Here is a 17,236-nt window from a genome sequence, read left to right on the forward strand (position 1 = left end):
CGACACCACGACAAGCACGACGAGAGCCGCCGGCTCCGATCGTGTCGCGCTCGCTTCGAGGAGAGACGATGAAAGCTGCGAATCGTTTGCGCTTGTTATGCCAGTCCCTGCCGCTGATGTTGCTGCTGTCGTCGCCGGTCCATGCGCGACTGACGCCTGAACAACTGGCCCAGCTCGACGGGCCGAAGATGACCTGCTCCGGCGCCGAGAGGGCGGGTAGTGCCAGCGGCATTCCGGAGTTCAGTGGCAAGTGGGTTGGATCCTGGCCGGGTATCAAGGGTCAAAGCGGCTACGAGCCGGGCCCGTATGCCGACGAAAAGCCGCAGTACACAATCACCGCCGCCAACATGGCGCAGCATCAGGACAAGCTGACGGAAGGTCAGAAGCAATTGTTGAAGAAGTACCCCAGCTATCGGATCAACGTCTATCCGAGTCATCGCGACTTCGGCTATCCCAGCTGGGTGTGTGATACCACCAAGAAAAACGCGGCGACATCGCAGGTCCTCGATGATGGTCGCGCGGTTAGCGGTTACGGCGGTGGCCTGGTGTTCCCGATCCCGCAAAGTGGACTTGAAGCAATTTGGACCAACATCCTGTCGTTCCGTCCCTGGACCGAAAAGGCGGTGTGCGATATCGCCAATGTGTACAGCAACGGCACGGTCGCTTGGGGCCGGCAACGCTTCATGACGATGAACATGATGATGAAGCCCGGTGCCGAGCGTCCGTCGCTGGAAGAGCGGATCAACGCCTACTTCTATGCACGCTACTCATTGCCGGAGCGCGACAAGGGCTACGTCGCCGTCGGCTTTCAGCCGAACAACTTCGCACGCGATGCGACGCAGGCTTGGCAGTACCTGCCGGGAACGCGCCGCGTGCGCCAAGCGCCTGAGATCGGCTTCGACTATCCGGTGCCGCCCGCAGGCGCGCGCACCGTCGATGACGACTACGGATTCAACGGCTCACCAGAGCGGTACACGTGGAAGCTGATCGGCAAGAAGGAAATGATCGTTCCGTATCACAACTTCAAGGTCAACGATCCAGCGGTGAAGTACGCGGAGCTGATCAAGCCCGGTGTTCCGAATTCGGACCTGCTGCGATACGAGCTGCACCGGGTCTGGGTGTTGGAAGCAACGCTGAAGGAAGGCAAGCGGCATATCTACAAGCGTCGGCTGATGTACCTGGATGAAGATACCTGGCAGGCCGTCTGGGTCGACAACTTCGACGGGCGCGATCAGCTGTGGCGCATCGCGCTGGTTACGCAGCACTACAGCCAAGAGGCATCGACGTTCCATCGTGGTGCTTCCTTCTATCTTGATCTGTTGGCCGGTGGCTATGAAGCCGGCTATCTGGTCAACGAGCAGCCGGGCGACTGGTGGCGCATGAACACGCCGATGTCGCCGTCGCAATTCACCCCCGAAGCCGCCGGGCGCGCCGGCCACTGAGCCGCGCCTCGCTACAGGAATCCGTCGCCGATGACATCCGCCGTTGCAGCTGACACCACCGCCGCGAGCCCGCTGGTACTCGATCCGTATAGCCACGAGTTTCACTGGGACCCGTATCCGTACTATCGCGCCGTTCGCGATGCCGATCCGGTGTATTTCAACGAGAAGGGCGGCTTCTGGCTGCTGACGCGCTGGGACGACGTCAACCTTGCGCTGCGTGACTTCCGCACCTTCATCAATACCGGTGCGGTGGCCTTGGAGAAAGAGGCGCACGATGTGATGCCGTACCCGATGTTCATCGGATCGGACCCGCCTGACCATACGCGCCAGCGCAAGGTGCTGGCGCCGCTGATGACGCCGGCGGCGCTGGCGGCCTTGGCGGGCGTGATCCGTGACAAGACGCGCAAGCTGCTGGCCCCGCATCTGCGGCGCGGTCGCTTCGACTTTGTCGCGGACTTGGGTTGCTATCTGCCGATGGACGTCATTGCCGGCATGATCCGCGTCCCGGACGCAGATCAGGATCGGGTGCGGCGCCTTGCCGATGATCTGATTGCCCGCGATGACATGCAGCACGAGTTGAGTCAGCGCAACATCGACGGCTACATCGGCTTGGCCACGTACTTCGAGGAGCACGTTGCCCGGCATGCGGCGATGCCGTCATCCGACGACATGCTCGGCCTGATGTTGAGTGCGCGAGCCGACGGGACGATGACCCACAAGGAGGTCATCGGCAACATGATCCTGTTGGCCATCGCGGGTAACGAAACGACGACCAAGCTGATCGGCAACATGGCGTATCGGCTGTGGCAGCACCCGAACCAGCGATCCCTGTGCGTGCAAGATCCTTCGCTGATCGAAAAGGCGGTCGAAGAGACGCTGCGCTTCGACGGGTCGTCGCAGATCATCGTCCGGCGTGTGGGGCGGGATATCGAGCTGCGCGGCAAGCAACTTCGAGTCGGCGACCGGGTTGGGCTGTGCCTGATCTCGGCCAACCGCGACGAACGCCATTACGCCAATCCGGACGTCTACGACATCCGTCGCGGCGCTCGTGACCACATGGCGTTCGGCTTTGGGCTGCACAGCTGCCTCGGCGCGGCCTTGGCTCGATTGGAAACCCGGATCGTGTTTGAAGAGGTGCTGCGCGTGATGCCGGATTATCAGATCGTCGAGGCGGGTCTGACGCGAGCGCACAATCCCAACGTCCGCGGCTTCTCGACGTGCCCGGCGACGTTTTCGGTGATCGCTTAGAGCGACCCGTCGGGCGATCACCAAGCAACCGGGCCGTGCTCCGTGACCCGCATCGGGTCCGGAGCCGCTATTCGTTACGGCCTTCGAAGATCGCGCTGATCCTCGGCGCCAAGGCTGACGTCGCCGGTAGCTTCACGTGCAGCGCTTCAGCGCAGGCCAGTGCGGCGTTCAAGTCCTTCTGGCCCAAAGCACCGAACGGGCCGAAGTGCTGATGCAGAGCGGCTTGACCACCGCTGGCCGCCAGTTGTGAGCGGTTGCGGATGAAGGCCTGCATTTGCGGCGTGACGACGCCGTTGGCGCTGCCGACCTCAATCAGTTTGTCGATCGATAGACCCATCGCGTCTGCCAAGGCGCTGGCTTCGTGGATCGCGGCAAACGCTGCATAGGTCATCAGATTGTTCGCCAGCTTCAAGGCGATGCCGGCGCCGACCGATCCGGCATGGACGATCGTCGCCGCCGAGGTGTTCCAGATCGGCGTGCAGCGAGCCAGCACGGCCGCATCGTCACAGCCGACCATATAGGTCAGTGTGCCCGCTGCGGCACCGCTGGCACCGCCGCTGATCGGGGCGTCGACCAGCGTGATGCCGACGGCGACCGCATCGCGATGCCAGCGCAGCAGCGCCGCCTGCGTGACCGTGCTGTGAATGGCGATGATGCCGCCGGCCTGGCCGCAGGCCAGCAGACCGTCGGCGCCATACAGCAAGGACTCGACATCGGTGTCGTCGCGTACACAAAGACCGATGTAGTGACAGCGTGCTGCCATTTCAGCCGGCGATACGGTGAGGGCACCAAGTGCGGCCAACTCGTCACAGGCGGTCGTCGACACGTCATAAACCCGCAGCGCGTCGCCGTATTGCAGCAATCGTCTGGCGATCGGACGGCCAATGTTGCCCAGTCCGATGAAGCCGATGGAGTCGGACATCGTCAGGCCCGGCTCAGGCGCGCATCAGCTGGCCACCGTCGACGTTCATCACCAGGCCAGTGATCCAGCCCGCGTCGTCCGACAGCAGAAATGCGAGCGCCTTGAGCAGATCCTGTGGCGTACCCAAGCGGGCCAGCGGCATCTGCGCGACCATCATGTCGATATACGCCTGCGGTACTTTGTCGCGGAGCGCCTGCGTGTCGGTCGGACCCGGTGCGATCGCGTTGACGCGGATGCCCTTGGGGCCCAGCTCGCGCGCCAGTACGCAGGTGATGCCATTGGTGGCCAGCTTGGTGAACGAGTAGTAGTCCATGTTCATCCAGGCCGCCGTCGACGACTGGTTGACGATGGCGCTGCCGCTGGCCATCAGCGGCACGCAGGCGCGCGTCATGACGACCGCGCCGAGCATGTTGACGCTGATGACCTTGTTCAAGTAGCCGAGGTCGACACTCATCAGCGGGTTGAAGTCGAGCTTGCCGAACAGCGCCGCATTATTGACCAGATAGTCGATCCGTCCGTATCGCGCCTTGACCGTCTCGACCAGTGCCGCCGCCGAAGTCTCGCTGCCGACGTCGACTACGACGAACAGCGCGTCGTGCCCGTCGCGCTGCAACTGCGCGGCGACGCGCTCGCCGCGTTCACGGTCGATGTCGGCCACAACGACGCTCGCGCCGAGCGCGGCCAGCCCGTTGGCATAGCCTTCGCCGATACCTTGCGCCGCGCCGGTGACGACAGCGACTTTGCCCTTCCAGTTCATTGCGTGTCCTTAGCTGAGCTTGCGCGACCTCAGTCGCCGATTCCGCCCTGTTCGGGCGGCAGGTGAATCTCGATTCCATCCAGCGCGTCGGTGATGACGACTTGGCAGCCCAGCCGACTGTCGTCGCGGCGATGCTTGGCGTGCTCGAGCATTTGGCGTTCACCGTCTGCGGCAAGGCCGGCGCGTGACTGCCAGCTCGCGGGCACGTAGCAGTGACAGGTCGCGCAAGAGCAGATCCCGCCGCACTGACCGTCGACGCCGGGCACCATGTTCAGCGTGGCGCCCTCCATCAGATTCATGCCGGCGCTGACGTCGACGCAGTAGCGCTGGCCATCGTGGGTGACATAGGTGATTGCAACCATCGTTTAGGTCCGTATTCGTTGACGTGGCGTGTGGCTCAGGCCGGCAAGGCCACGGTTTTGGTCTGCAGGTATTCCTCAAAGCCCTCGACCCCCATCTCGCGGCCGATACCGCTCTGCTTGTAGCCGCCAAACGGCGAGTCGGGGGCAAAGAAGTTGGCGCCGTTGACGTTGATCGTGCCGGTGCGGATGCGTCGCGCGACGCGCAAGGCGCGCTCCGTGTCGGCCGAGTACACCGAGCCCGACAGTCCGTAGATCGAGTCGTTGGCGATGCGGACCGCGTCGTCGTCATCGTCGTACGGGATCGCAACCAGCACCGGACCAAAGATTTCTTCTTGTGCGATCCGCATGTCGTTGCGCACGTCGGCGAACAAGGTCGGCTCGACGTAGTAGCCGCGGGGTAGGTGGGCCGGCCGCTTGCCACCACAGACCAGTCGCGCCCCTTCGGCGACGCCGATGTCGATGTAGTCGAGCACGCGCTGTTGCTGCCGGGCGTTGATCAACGGTCCCATGATCTGTTGCTCGCCATACGGGTCGCCGTACTGCAGATAACCGAAGAACGTCTGCAACATCGCCACGCCTTCGTCGTAGCGCCGACGCGGCAGCAAGATGCGGGTCGGTAAGGCACAGCCTTGGCCGGCATGGAAGCACACCGCCAGCCCGCTGAGCAGCGCGCTGCCGAAGTCGGCGTCGTCGAGGATCACATTGGCTGACTTGCCACCCAGTTCCAGAAACACCTTCTTTACGGTGCCGGACGCCGAGGCCATGATGCGGCGACCGGTTGCCGTCGAGCCGGTAAAGGACACCACGTCGATACGCGGATCCTGGGTCAGGCGCTCGCCGATGGCGCTCGGGTCCGACGAGGTCAGCACGTTCAGTACACCGCGTGGCATGTCGGTGCATTCGGCGGCAATGCGGCCGATGATCGTCGCCATCCACGGCGTATCAGGCGCGGCTTTCAACACCACACTGCAGCCGGCGGCCAGCGCGGGTGCGAGCTTCGCCAGGTTGATCTGGAACGGGAAGTTCCACGGCGTGATCGCCGCAACGACACCGGCCGGCTCCTTCCATACCCGACGCTGGCTCGGCACGCCCATCGTATTGGCGACCGGTAGCTCACGATCGAACGCGTAGCGTTCCAGCACTTCGACCGCATAGTCGATCAGCGCGATTGGTCCGTCGCCTTGCGGGCCGTTGCGGGTGATCGCCATTGGCGCGCCGACGTCGGCCACCGCTTGTTCGCACAACTGCGGCGCCGCCTCGCGCAAGCCTGCGGCCAGCTGCTGCAGCACGCGGCGCCGCAGCGCGACGTTGGTTGACCAGTCGCCGTTATCGAACGCGCGACGCGCTGCGGCTATCGCCGCGTCGGCATCGTCGAGTCCAGCATCGGACACTTCACCGATCGGCGCCTCGGTCGCTGGGTTGTAGGTCGTGTAGTGACGACCGCTGCGCGCTGCCACCAGCGCGCCGTCGATCAGCAGCCGGGATTCACCCTGCACAGGGTCGAGTGATGACGTCATGTCTCAAGCCCTCTTCGGTGCGGCGAGGCCCGCCGGTTCCAGTAAATGCAGCCGGATCATCAGCAGCACGAAGATCAGCACCCACATGCCGTTGTAGATCATCACCTGCTGGATATTCGCGCCCGTGTCGCGGTAGGTCTGCAGCTCCCAGCTCATGTAGAAGATCATCGCGTAGGCCATCATGCCGCTCATGAACGTCGCCACGGCTCGATATCCGGTGTGTGACTGACGGCCTCGCAGAAATACGATCAGCGACAACAAGTAGAACCAGCCGAAGAAGTAGGTATCGAACTCGTTGATCATCCGCAGCCATAACGGCAAGTCGGCATAGATCGGTTCGACGCTCGTGTAGCCCAGCCAGGCCCGGCCGATCCAGTCGTGGCTGCAGCTGCCGTCAGCACCTTGCTTGAGTCCATCCCAGCCGCAGCCGAGCAGGAAGCTCGGCGTGTAATACAGCGACACGAAGCAGGCGAGAGCGAACAGCACGATCAGCAGGCGGTCGATCCAGCGGGTCATCGGCGCGGCATCCGGACAGGGCAGGTGGTCGCACGATGCGGCATCGCCTTGCCTGCGAGTATCCCCCATCCGGGTTACAAAACATTTTAGGTCGAATGTTAGCGTTCGGCCCGGATGATCGACTGGGTTACGGGGGCGGCGATGATGTCGTGGGCATCGGCAAGCGGAGACCGACGCATGATGGCGTGGGCACTGGTCATCGGCGTGCTGCTGACGACGGCAGGCTGTCAGCGTCCGGCGCCAGAGCAACGGGACACGACTCAAGCCCAGGCTCCGCGTCCGGCTCGTAACTGGCCGCACGTGTCTGGCGACGAAGGGGGGCAGAAGTACGCGGCGCTCGACGAGATCAACCTCGGCAATGTTTCACGTCTGAAGCCGGCATGGCGGTACGACACCGGCGATTACTCGACCGGCAACGAGGTGCATGGGGCCACTGCGTTCCAGGTGTCGCCGCTGATGATCGACGGACGCCTTTACCTGTGTACGCCATACAACCGAGTCATCTCGCTCGACGCCGAGACCGGAGCGGTGCGCTGGCAACATGATCCGCAGGTTGACCTGCAGGGCGTCTACACGCCGACGTGCCGTGGCGTGGCGTATTGGCGCGATACCCGGCACGGCACTGAGCGTCGGTGTGCAGAGCGCATCTTCGAGGCAACGCTCGACGCCCGGCTGATCGCGGTCGACGCGCAGACGGGCGAGCGCTGCGATGAATTCGGCGTCGATGGCAGCGTCAGCCTGAAGACCGGGCTCGGCGCGGTACGGCCTGCCGAGGTCTACACCACGTCGGCGCCGCTGGTGATTGGCGATCGCGTCGTGACCGGCGCCTTTATTCGGGATGGGCAGCGACTCGATGCGCCCAGCGGTGCTGTGCGTGCCTACGACGCGCGCAGCGGCGCGCTGTCGTGGGTCTGGGACCCGGTGCCGCCCGGCACGGCATCGGTGTCGGCCGCCGATGTCGCAGCCGGAGCGGTGCTGGCGCCGGGCACACCGAACGTCTGGGGCTTGATGTCGGCCGACAGCAGTCGTGGGCTGATCTATATGCCGACCGGTAGTGCCGCACCGGATCATTATCGTGGTGTCGAGAGAGGCGATCGCGATTACTACGGGGCCAGCATCGTGGCGCTCGATGCGACGACCGGCGCCGTACGCTGGCACTTCCAGACCGTGCATCACGACCTGTGGGACTACGACGTCGGGGCGCAGCCGCTGCTGTTCGACTTCCGGCGCCCTGACGGCAGCACCCGGCCGGCTTTGCTGGCCAGCACCAAGCTCGGGCATTTGTTCGTACTGGACCGCGAAACCGGCGCGCCGCTGCTGCCGATCGAGGAACGAGCAGTGCCCGCATCGACGGTGCCCGGCGAGAGGGCAGCGCCGACGCAGCCGTTCCCGATCAAGCCGGCCGGCCTGCATCCATCGACGCTGACGCGTGACGACTTGTGGGGCCTGACACCGTGGGACCGCGGGCGCTGTCAGCAACAGTTCGATGCGCTCGACAATCAGGGGCTGTTTACGCCGCCATCGCTGCGCGGTGCACTGCAGTATCCAGGGCTCGGTGGCGGCATCAACTGGGGCGGTGCGTCGATCGACCCACAGCGGATGCGCGCGATCGTGAACCTGCAACGCGTGCCGTTTGTCATCAAGCTGGTGCCGCGCGCCACTTACGAGTCGGCCCAGACGGCTAACGCGGCGACCGGCCCACAACAGGCGTCGGCCAACGAGTTGGTCGCGTTTAATCCGCAAGTCGGCACGCCGTACGTGGCGGTGCGCGAACCGCTGCTATCACCGCTGATGACGCCGTGCATCAAGCCGCCATGGGGTGAGATCGCGGCTGTCGATCTACGCAGCGGCGCGCTGATCTGGCGCAAGCCGCTGGGTACGCTGCAGGGGCTCGCACCGCTGATCGGGCGCTGGCTGGACACCGGCACACCGAACTCGGGCGGATCACTGCAGACGGCCGGTGGCTTGGTATTCATTGCCGCTGCAATGGACCGGCAGCTGCGCGCGTTCGATGCGGCCAGCGGTGAGCTGCTGTGGCAGTACCGCTTACCGTACGCCGGCAACGCGACGCCGATCAGCTACCGAAGCCGCGACGGCGGTCGCCAGTACGTGGTCATCGCGGCTGGTGGCCATGGTCCGCTGGGCACGACACCGGGGGATGCGGTCATGGCGTTCACGCTCGACGGCGAGGTCGGACCGCGCGTGATGCCGACAAGTCAGGAGCGATGACGATGGATGGATCGAGCGTGATGCAATACGACCATCAGGTGGATCTGCTGGTCGTCGGCTCGGGTGCCGGCGCAATGACCGCCGCACTACGCGCCGCGCACGCCGGCGCACAGGTGCTGATCGTCGAGAAGGCCGAACACTACGGCGGGACCTCGGCAACCTCGGGTGGCGGACTGTGGATACCCTGCAATCACTTGATGCGCGATTGCGGCATCGACGACAGCGATGACGAGGCGCTGCGCTACCTGCGCGCGCTGTGTGCTGACGACGTACCCGATGCCAATCTTCGCGCCTTTGTTGACGGTGGACCGCGCATGTTGCGCTGGTTGTGCGAGCACAGTCAGGTTCGCTACCAAGCAATGGCGTACTACGCCGACTACTACCAGCACCTCGACGGCGCAAAACCCGGTGGTCGGTCGATCGACCCGATTGCCTACGATGCGCGCGAACTCGGCAGCGACTTTGCCCAGTTGCAAGCGCCGCACATCCAGACCCGCGTGCTCGGGTTGATTGGCTACACCAACACCGAAGGCGCCGTGCTGCTGAGCAAGTCGCCCGGCTGGTTCGGGCTGCTGCTGAAGCTGCTGCGCGACTATCTGCTCGACCTGCCGTGGCGCTTGCGCTCGCTGCGGTCGCGCCGGCTGACGATGGGCAATGCCCTGATCGGCCGCCTGCGCCGCTCGCTGGCCGATGCCGCCGTGCCGCTGTGGTGCAACAGCCCGATGCGCGAACTACTAACCGACCTAGGGGGCGTCACCGGCGCCATCATCGAATGCAACGGCCGTCCGATCCGCATCAAGGCGCGGCACGGCGTCGTGCTGGGTACCGGCGGCTACGAGTTCAACCAAGCCTTGCGAGAACAACATCTGCCATCGCCAACGCGGCGCCAGTGGTCGGCCGCATCACCGCACAACACCGGCGATGGTTTGCTGGCGGCGCAGGCGATCGGCGCCGGTACGGCATTGATGGATCAGGCTTGGTGGGGGCCGACGATGGTGGTGCCAGGCGAGGATCGGGCGCGGATGCTGTTTACCGAACGGTCCATGCCCGGTGCCATCGTCGTCAATCGGCGCGGCGAGCGCTTCGTCAATGAGTCGGTCGCCTATACGACCGCCGTGCAGGCGATGCTGGTCGATGACAACCTGCCGTCCTATCTGATCTTTGACGCACGCTACTTGCGTGACTATCCCTTTGGACCGCTGCTACCCGGCGGCATGCATTTGAACTGGCTGCAACCGCCCAAAATGCACCGGCTACTGAAGCGCGGGGCCTCGCTCGCAGCATTGGCCGAGCAGTTGTCGATCGACGCGTATGGGCTGCAGCGCAGCGTGGCGCGCTTCAACGGGTTTGCACGCAGCGGCGTCGACGAGGACTTCCATCGCGGCGAAAATCCTTACGATCGCTTGTACGGCGATGTGCGGATCAAGCCCAATGCCTGTTTGGCACCGTTGAGCGAATCGCCGTATTACGGCATCGAGATTTATCCCGGCGACATCGGGACCAAGGGCGGGCTGCGTACCGATGAGCATGCACGCGTACTGCGGAACGACGGCGCCGTCATCGATGGTCTTTATGCCATCGGCAACTGTGCTGCATCGGTGACGGGACGGTATTATCCCGGCGCTGGTGCCACGCTCGGTCCTGCGATGACGTTTGGGTTTCTTGCTGCCGAGCACGCCTGCCAGCAACTACGCCGTTCCTCGTCACACGGACCCGATGCCCAAGCCCGCCAAGCCCCGATCCACGCGCCGGACTGATCTGCCGGCGCGCCGCCCGTCTGTCGTTGCAGCCGCTGCCGATGGCGACAGTGCGCCCATCAGCTGGCAGGCGCAGAAGGCGCGCGACACGCGCGACGCGATCGTCAATGCGGTGATCGGCTTGATCAAGGAAGGCGGCTTCGGCAATGCCAGCTCCAGCCGCATTGCCGAGCGCGCCGGCATCACCTGGGGCGCAGTGCAGCACCATTTCGGATCGAAAGAAGACATCCTCGATGCGATCCTGGCGGTCCTGCAGCAGCGCTTCAGCCAGCTGATGGAAACGCCGGCCCTACGTCAGGGCACGCTCGATGAGCGGGTCGACGCCTTCGTCGAGCGCTTGTGGAAGCATTACCAGACCGACATGTTCATCGTCGCCGTCGAGATCTTGTTGGCATCACGCGGCTTCGAGTCGCGGCCGAGCCGTGACTGGGAACAGCAGCAGCTCGCCGGCCATTTGCGAGCGTTCCGCGACATATTTCACGACGTCGACAAGCGCAGCGCGCAGATGCTCGAAGCGCTGACCTATGTCCACATCGTGCTGATGGGCATGACGATGGAGCGGGTCTTCGAGAGTCGTGCGCGCAGCGTCAAGCAGCATTTGCAGCGACTCAAGGGCTCGCTGCGCGAGATGCTGGCGGCTTGAGCGCCGCAGCCGTGCCGACGCTCAGTGTCGGCGCGCGCGGACCTTGACCTTGAAGCTCATCGCCGGCCCTGGCGTTGGCGCCGTCTTGGTCTTGAGCACGTAGTCCGGCGATGGCAGTTCCAGATCAAACAAGTAGAACAGCTGCGCCATGCTCATCATCAGCAGCACTTCAGCAAGGCTCTTGCCCAGGCAGGTGTGATGACCGCGCCCGTAGGGTGAGTAAGCGCCCGGCTGCAAGTGTTCGGCGCGCGGCCGAGCATAGCGGTCGATGTCGAACACCTCGGCGTCAGGATAGAACGCATCCTGAAAGTGCGGCACCGCAGTGCCCAGATAAATCATCTCGCCTTCGTGGATGCGGCAGCCGCCAAAGCTGAAATCCTTGTTGGCGATGCGGATCTGCGCGACGGCGATCGGGTACAAGCGCATCGTCTCCATGATCGCGCCGTACAGCGCCGGCATGCTGCGCATGTAGTCGTCTTCGTTGATCGGCTGGGCGTCCATCACGGCATCGACTTCGGCCTGCACGCGACGCAGCACCTCGGGGTGCTTCAGTACCGTGTAGACGATGGCCGACGTGGTGTTGGCCACGGTATCGAGGCCGGCGACATACGGCCCCGCCATCAGCATCGCCAGATCAGATTCGGGAATCAGTTCGGGGTCGCGCTGGTGCGCGTCCATGATGTCGTCGATCAGCGTCTTGTATTCATCCGGCGTCGCGATCGACTTGCTGCGGTAGTCACGCACCATCTGCCGGCCCAACTCCAGCATCCGCGCCTTGGCGCGGCGATAACGCGGCAGCTTCATCAGGAACTTGGGTCGCTGCTGCGTGACCAGCACGTTGAGGATGTACAGGATCGTCGTGCGGATGTCCTTGACGTACTCGCGTGGCGACTGTCCGGTCAACGCGGTGCCGAGCTGATCGACCACCAGAAACTGCATCGCCTCGACGACGGGCACCTGGCTGCCGACTGTCCAGTCGCGCAGCAAGGTGTCACGGGTGATGTCGAGCATGTCCTGGTAGCGACCTTTGATGGCGTCTTTCGAGAAGCCGCGCTTCATCACAGTCCGCAGCGCCTTGTGCATCTCGCCATCTTCGGCCGACAGCATTTTGCTGGCGCCGAACTCCTTGTACAGCGGTTCCCAGGCCTCGCGGGAACGCAGGCAATCACGACCTTCGCGCGTGCCCATGAACGTGGCCGCTTCGGCGCCGGCGATCACCGTCAGCTGATTTCCGAATACATTGACTCGATACACCGGCCCGTAGTCGCGATAGCAACGGGCGAAGAAGCGCGCCGGATCACGCGCCATCGGCAGCGTGCTGCCAATCAACGGCAGCCCTTTGACCAGCGGCGGAACGCGGTCGCTCGATGGGGGCGGCGTCGTCTGAGACGGGGTGGGGGACAGATCCAGCGTATCGCTCGTACTCACGTGTGGCTCCAGTGTGTTCGCTCAGCCGATGGGCCCAACGACCCAGGTGAACAGGTCGAGCAGCAGCAGCACGACCATGCTGACGGCAGCGGCTTCCATTGCGGTGCGATAGATCGACCAGCGTTCGCCAGCGGCGTCTTCGTCGAGCCGATACACGTTCGGGAAGCTGACGATGAAGTACAGCGCGTAGCAGGCCGAGCCGATGCTCAGCATCCGCGGCAGATCGACGTACCAGACGTTATCGCGCGTCAGGTCCGTCGAGGCGACGTAGAAATAGGTTTCGGCCCAGGCGAAAAAGTACGAGGCGACAGCCACGGTCAGCACCCACAGCGCCGCACGCCGCCATGCCGGTGCTTGCAGCGTCAAAGTCCGCACGCGCCGCATCAGCACCACCGAGCAGCTGTGGTAGACGATGAAGAACGCGATCGCGTTGAAGTACATGCCCGGGGGAATCTTCTGGTAGGTCGCCAGCGCGGTGGCCTCCGGCGGCCCCAGCAGTGCCGAGTCCAGATACCAGCTCACTTGCGGGAAGTGGTAGCGGATGCCGAGCGTCGAGAAGAAGTATTCGGTGTGGAAGTACGTGGCGAAGAACACGTACACGAACATGTAGACGTTGAACTTGAACCAGTAGCTACGATGCCAGGCGATGCCGCTGTTGCGGCGCAGCCAGGCCGGCAGCAGCAGGCAGTACGGCACCCACATCAGCAGGTTCTGCACCAGATTCCAGCCATTGCCGACATCGAGCCAGCCTTGGCTCATGATGGTGCCGTTGATGACCACGAACACCGGCAGAAACAGTAGGAAGAATTTCTCGGCCCAAGCCTTATCCTGATTGCGTGAGAACCAATACCCCGGTAGCCCTCGCTGACGATCGCGCGCTTGACTGATGGGCGTGCTCAAGCTGCTCATCGTGTGACTCCTGCGCTGGCGATCTCGGCACGCAGCTGACTGAACACGCGGTGCAGCCGTGAACCCAGTGGGTAGCCGACGTACTGGGTCAGGAACATCGAGATCGAATCAAGTTGCGATGGATCCAGCTCACCCCGCTTGAGTGCCGAGCGGGTCTGTATCGCGAGGGTGGTTTCATCGCCGATTGCGGCAATCGCACCAATCAGCAACAAACGCCGATCGCGAATGCTCAAGCTGTCTTGATCAGCCCACAGCGTGCCGAACAGCGTCTCCAGCATGTAGTCGATGAAGCGGCTCTCGCCCGGCGCCGTCGGGATCGGCACATCGCCGCAATAGACGGTGTCGAACATCTGCATGCCCTTGTCGCGGTCGTATCGCGGATTCATCGGCTCGCCTCCGTGGGCCCGTCCAGGGCCGGCTTCCGCAATTTGAGCGCAGCCGCCCGGCAATTCCTCACCCATGTGCAGGGCAAATTCAGCACCCGCGTTCGCGTCCGCTGCACTTATCACCCGTATGCAGCATGTTTTCGGCAGCGTCGGCTCGGTCTACTAGCGTGGCACTCTGGCAACACTAGGACGCTTCCGATGGCCAACAGCAACGATCTTCCACAGCCGCCGTCCGCCGTCACGGCGGCCAAGGCCGACCTCAATCTCGCCCAGCTACTCGAATCCAAATCGCTGGAGCGCTGCCCGTTTCCGATTCCGGTCGGTTGGTTCTTCGTCGACTTTTCGGACTCGCTCAAGGCGGGCGAACTCCGCACGATCACGCTGTTTGATCAGGAGTGGGTGCTGTTTCGCGGCGAGAGCGGCAAGGTGGGTCTGACCGATCCGTTCTGTCCGCACTTGGGCGCCCATATGGGCCATGGCGGCTGCGTGTCGGGCGATCATCTGCGTTGTCCGTTCCATCACTGGGAATACGACACCGAGGGTTGGTGCAAGCAGGTTCCCTACGGCAAGGTCGCGCCGCCGATCATCAAGAAGCAAGCCGTACTGCGAGCGTTGCCGATCCAAGAGCGTTACGGATTGATCCTCGCGTGGTTCCACCCGCAGCACGAGCCGCCGACCTGGGAGCTGCCGCATATCGCCGCGATGGAGGATGAAGGCTGGACCGGCTCACGCCGCGGCAGTTGGACCGCGAGTACCGCGATCCAGGAAATCACCGAGAACAGCGTCGACGTCGCGCATCTGAAGTTCCTGCACGGCGCGCCAGGTATTCCGCCGATCACAGCCGAATACGAAGGCCACATTCAGCGATTCAACATCGGCAACGGATACATCGTCGGCGAAACATTCGGGCCGGGATCGATCGGTACGGTGACGTTCACGCAGGAAGGCGTCAGCGCGACGTTGTTCAGCTATACGCAGCCGATCACGCGCGACAAAACGCAGATGAACATGAGCTTCCGGCACCAGGTGTATCCGGAAGGCAGCCGCGAACAGGCCATCGCGCGCAAGCTGATCGACCACATGATCGGCGCTGCCGAAGGCGAGACCAGCGCCGGCTTCGAAAGCGTCGACTTCATCGTCTGGAACAACAAGAAGTATCGCCACAAACCACTGCTCTGTGACGGTGATGGTCCGGTGCTACAGTTCCGGAAGTGGTTCCGCCAGTTCTACGTCGCAGACGACGCAACGATGCGCAAGATCTAGCGCAGCGATGCAGGGACGGCGGTGCCCTAACGTGCGCCGCCGTTTTCTGCTGCGCGATAAAGGAACTGCGAGGTCGCTAGGATGCGTATACAGACGTGTCTGGTTTTGTGCTGCGGGTGGCTTTTGACGGCTTGTGGAGCGTCGAGTCCGTCGGACGATATGTCCGGGCTGGAGAATCCAGCGACGGTAGCCGAGCTTGGGACAAGTCCCATCACCACCGTTGTAACGACGGCAACAACGGCGCTCAACGTCGATCGTCGTTGCGATACGGCACCGTATCCATCGGTGCAATGGACCGCCTGCGAAGCGGCCAACTACGCCAAAGCTCTGGGTGGACCAGCCGAGCAGGTGACCAATCCAGCCTTTGTGCAGCGTTGGCTGACACAGAGCCTGACCAATCTGTTGAGCTATCTGGCACGTAGTGCGGCGGATCCGAGCTGGTTGCTGGCGTCCACGCCGTTGCTCGGCGTGCTAACCGAACCCGCTGCGTTGGCCGCACAACTGCAAGCCTTGGTCGCCTCGCTGCAAGCCGACCCGAGTTCGGCAGCACGCCTGCCGCTGAACACGCCGGTGACCCCGCTGTGCGCGACCTGGAGTCTGCAATGCGCGGGCGACCCGTTCCTGTTTCCAAATGCCAAAGGGCCTGATGGCGCTGCGTTCTACACCGACGAAGCGAGTGTCACGCCGGTGGTGTTCTACGATCGCGACTGTGCGCGTTTGTCGGGTCGCGTATGGCTGCCGACTGGCGCGGGTAATCGCCGTCTGCCGGCCGTGGTCTTCACCAATGGTTCGGTGCAAGCACCCGAGACGGCGTACTGGTGGTTGGCGCAAGCACTGGTGCGCGCCGGCTACGCTGTGATGACCTATGACCCACGGGGCCAGGGCCGCAGCGATCTGCAGACGCCGGGGTTCCAGCAGGGCAGCAACTTCAATCCGAAGGTGTTCTGGGAAGGGCAGGTCGATGCCATCGATTTCTTCCGCTCGTCGCCGCAGCGCCCGTACCCGCACCAGCAGCGTTGCGAAGGCACCTACCCGACAGAGACGACCGCGTTCAATCCGATCTGGCAGCAGCTCGATCCCGATCGCCTCGGCATCGCTGGGCACTCGTTGGGCGCCATCGGCGTATCGGTGGTGCAGGGCTACGGCGCGCCGGGTGCCGATCCTTGGCCGGGGCTGATCGACAGCGTAAACCCGGTCAAGGCGGCCATCGCCTACGACAGTCTGCTCGCGCCCGATGGCTCGGGTCTGTCGACGCTGGCCAATCTGCCGATTCCACCGGGCTTGGCGGTCGCGCTGACCCAGTTGGCTGCACTGGGCGGGCTGCCGGCCTTCGCTCCGCAAGTGCCGGCCATGAGCTTCAATGCCGACTACGCGTTTGCGCCGGTGCCCTATCTGCTGCCACCTCCGGCCGATGCACATCGGTCGACCATCAAGCTGTGGCAGCAGGCGGGTGTCCCAACGTACGGCATCACGCTGCAGGGGACGACGCATTTTGATTTCTCGCTGCTGCCGTCATTCCCGGCCAGCTCCTGGTGCGCGGACACCAGCAGCGGCGCTTGCCGTGGTGGCTGGGGCCGTCCGGCGATCACCGCCTACAGCCTGGCTTGGTTCGACCGGTGGCTGAAACTGCCAGGCGAGCCCGGTCATGCCGACGCCGATCAGCGGCTGCTCGACGATGCCAGCCCTGATGCGGTGGCCAAGCTCAGCTTCCGCTACCAGTCGGCGCGTGACTTCCCTGACCGCAGCGGTGCGCGTCAGCGTTGCGACGACATCCGCGCCGGCTGCAACTAGCGGCGGTGCGTCGCTGATGACCCTGGCGTACCGGTGCGATCGCGCCGGTCCGCCAGGGTTTCTGTC

The 17,236-nt window shown here is 63.9% G+C and carries 15 protein-coding genes; 7 read left to right on the plus strand and 8 right to left on the minus strand.

The annotated features are described in order from the left end of the window. The first annotated feature begins 68 nt into the window (after positions 1 to 68). Both BUB09_RS10895 and BUB09_RS10900 read left to right on the plus strand, forming a co-directional pair. Positions 69 to 1,442 (plus strand): DUF1329 domain-containing protein, encoded by a 1,374-nt coding sequence (locus BUB09_RS10895; RefSeq protein WP_084083363.1) that lies wholly within the window; start codon positions 69 to 71, stop codon positions 1,440 to 1,442. A gap of 30 nt (positions 1,443 to 1,472) precedes the next feature. Beyond that, positions 1,473 to 2,690 (plus strand): cytochrome P450, encoded by a 1,218-nt coding sequence (locus BUB09_RS10900; protein ID WP_072897619.1) that lies wholly within the window; start codon positions 1,473 to 1,475, stop codon positions 2,688 to 2,690. A 67-nt stretch (positions 2,691 to 2,757) separates the two neighbouring features. On the opposite strand, the gene BUB09_RS10905 is transcribed toward BUB09_RS10900, so the two are convergent. Genes BUB09_RS10905 through BUB09_RS10925 form a run of 5 tightly spaced genes read right to left on the minus strand, consistent with a single transcriptional unit; the run spans position 2,758 to position 6,764 of the window. Further along, positions 2,758 to 3,612 carry an NAD(P)-dependent oxidoreductase gene (locus BUB09_RS10905; protein WP_072897621.1) on the minus strand — a complete coding sequence of 285 codons (855 nt, stop codon included), beginning with the start codon at positions 3,610 to 3,612 and terminating at the stop codon, positions 2,758 to 2,760. A 13-nt stretch (positions 3,613 to 3,625) separates the two neighbouring features. After that, complete coding sequence (locus BUB09_RS10910) at positions 3,626 to 4,369, minus strand: SDR family oxidoreductase (RefSeq protein ID WP_072897623.1); 744 nt, start codon at positions 4,367 to 4,369, stop codon at positions 3,626 to 3,628. A 29-nt stretch (positions 4,370 to 4,398) separates the two neighbouring features. Further along, positions 4,399 to 4,731: a 2Fe-2S iron-sulfur cluster-binding protein gene (locus tag BUB09_RS10915; RefSeq protein ID WP_072897625.1), complete on the minus strand. Its 333-nt coding sequence runs from the start codon at positions 4,729 to 4,731 to the stop codon at positions 4,399 to 4,401. A gap of 35 nt (positions 4,732 to 4,766) precedes the next feature. Beyond that, a complete protein-coding gene (locus BUB09_RS10920) occupies positions 4,767 to 6,248 on the minus strand; it encodes an aldehyde dehydrogenase family protein (protein ID WP_072897627.1) in 1,482 nt (493 codons plus the stop codon). A 3-nt stretch (positions 6,249 to 6,251) separates the two neighbouring features. Next, on the minus strand, positions 6,252 to 6,764 hold the full coding sequence (locus BUB09_RS10925) for a hypothetical protein (RefSeq protein ID WP_072897629.1): 513 nt from the start codon (positions 6,762 to 6,764) through the stop codon (positions 6,252 to 6,254). Between the two features lie 177 nt (positions 6,765 to 6,941). On the opposite strand from BUB09_RS10925, the gene BUB09_RS10930 reads away from it, so the two are divergent. From BUB09_RS10930 to BUB09_RS10940, 3 genes are read left to right on the plus strand one after another with little or no spacing between them, the layout of a single operon-like run. Then, the gene (locus BUB09_RS10930; RefSeq protein WP_175550178.1) at positions 6,942 to 8,993 is read left to right on the plus strand and encodes a pyrroloquinoline quinone-dependent dehydrogenase; all 2,052 of its coding nucleotides are present in this window, start codon (positions 6,942 to 6,944) and stop codon (positions 8,991 to 8,993) included. A 2-nt stretch (positions 8,994 to 8,995) separates the two neighbouring features. After that, positions 8,996 to 10,750, plus strand: a complete 1,755-nt coding sequence (locus BUB09_RS10935) for an FAD-binding protein (protein WP_072897630.1) — start codon at positions 8,996 to 8,998, stop codon at positions 10,748 to 10,750. Then, a complete protein-coding gene (locus BUB09_RS10940) occupies positions 10,710 to 11,393 on the plus strand; it encodes a TetR/AcrR family transcriptional regulator (RefSeq protein WP_072897634.1) in 684 nt (227 codons plus the stop codon). Before BUB09_RS10935 ends, BUB09_RS10940 begins: the two co-directional genes overlap by 41 nt. A 21-nt stretch (positions 11,394 to 11,414) precedes the next feature. On the opposite strand, the gene BUB09_RS10945 is transcribed toward BUB09_RS10940, so the two are convergent. The 3 genes from BUB09_RS10945 to BUB09_RS10955 are packed head-to-tail and all read right to left on the minus strand — an operon-like array spanning position 11,415 to position 14,116. Beyond that, entirely contained in the window at positions 11,415 to 12,821 is a 1,407-nt protein-coding gene (locus tag BUB09_RS10945; protein ID WP_245793256.1) for a cytochrome P450, read from the minus strand. Between the two features lie 21 nt (positions 12,822 to 12,842). After that, positions 12,843 to 13,730: a hypothetical protein gene (locus BUB09_RS10950; RefSeq protein ID WP_072897635.1), complete on the minus strand. Its 888-nt coding sequence runs from the start codon at positions 13,728 to 13,730 to the stop codon at positions 12,843 to 12,845. Next, on the minus strand, positions 13,727 to 14,116 hold the full coding sequence (locus tag BUB09_RS10955; protein WP_072897640.1) for a carboxymuconolactone decarboxylase family protein: 390 nt from the start codon (positions 14,114 to 14,116) through the stop codon (positions 13,727 to 13,729). The genes BUB09_RS10950 and BUB09_RS10955 overlap by 4 nt, the downstream gene beginning before the upstream one ends. 198 nt (positions 14,117 to 14,314) lie before the next feature. Here BUB09_RS10955 and BUB09_RS10960 point away from each other — a divergent pair, with 198 nt between their 5' ends. Beyond that, the gene (locus BUB09_RS10960; protein ID WP_072897642.1) at positions 14,315 to 15,379 is read left to right on the plus strand and encodes an aromatic ring-hydroxylating oxygenase subunit alpha; all 1,065 of its coding nucleotides are present in this window, start codon (positions 14,315 to 14,317) and stop codon (positions 15,377 to 15,379) included. 285 nt (positions 15,380 to 15,664) lie between these two features. Continuing rightward, entirely contained in the window at positions 15,665 to 17,170 is a 1,506-nt protein-coding gene (locus BUB09_RS10965) for a hypothetical protein (RefSeq protein ID WP_139250255.1), read from the plus strand. Positions 17,171 to 17,236: the final 66 nt, after the last annotated feature.

Source organism: Hydrocarboniphaga daqingensis (genome assembly GCF_900129825.1).
GTDB lineage: Bacteria > Pseudomonadota > Gammaproteobacteria > Nevskiales > Nevskiaceae > Hydrocarboniphaga > Hydrocarboniphaga daqingensis.

Coding starts and splice junctions, on each gene's coding strand:
- BUB09_RS10895 (WP_084083363.1), top strand. CDS start 69: ATGAAAGCTGCGAATCGTTTGCGCTTGTTATGCCAGTCCCTGCCGCTG.
- BUB09_RS10900 (WP_072897619.1), top strand. CDS start 1,473: ATGACATCCGCCGTTGCAGCTGACACCACCGCCGCGAGCCCGCTGGTA.
- BUB09_RS10905 (WP_072897621.1), bottom strand. CDS start 3,612: ATGTCCGACTCCATCGGCTTCATCGGACTGGGCAACATTGGCCGTCCG.
- BUB09_RS10910 (WP_072897623.1), bottom strand. CDS start 4,369: ATGAACTGGAAGGGCAAAGTCGCTGTCGTCACCGGCGCGGCGCAAGGT.
- BUB09_RS10915 (WP_072897625.1), bottom strand. CDS start 4,731: ATGGTTGCAATCACCTATGTCACCCACGATGGCCAGCGCTACTGCGTC.
- BUB09_RS10920 (WP_072897627.1), bottom strand. CDS start 6,248: ATGACGTCATCACTCGACCCTGTGCAGGGTGAATCCCGGCTGCTGATC.
- BUB09_RS10925 (WP_072897629.1), bottom strand. CDS start 6,764: ATGACCCGCTGGATCGACCGCCTGCTGATCGTGCTGTTCGCTCTCGCC.
- BUB09_RS10930 (WP_175550178.1), top strand. CDS start 6,942: ATGATGGCGTGGGCACTGGTCATCGGCGTGCTGCTGACGACGGCAGGC.
- BUB09_RS10935 (WP_072897630.1), top strand. CDS start 8,996: ATGGATGGATCGAGCGTGATGCAATACGACCATCAGGTGGATCTGCTG.
- BUB09_RS10940 (WP_072897634.1), top strand. CDS start 10,710: ATGCCCAAGCCCGCCAAGCCCCGATCCACGCGCCGGACTGATCTGCCG.
- BUB09_RS10950 (WP_072897635.1), bottom strand. CDS start 13,730: ATGAGCAGCTTGAGCACGCCCATCAGTCAAGCGCGCGATCGTCAGCGA.
- BUB09_RS10955 (WP_072897640.1), bottom strand. CDS start 14,116: ATGAATCCGCGATACGACCGCGACAAGGGCATGCAGATGTTCGACACC.
- BUB09_RS10960 (WP_072897642.1), top strand. CDS start 14,315: ATGGCCAACAGCAACGATCTTCCACAGCCGCCGTCCGCCGTCACGGCG.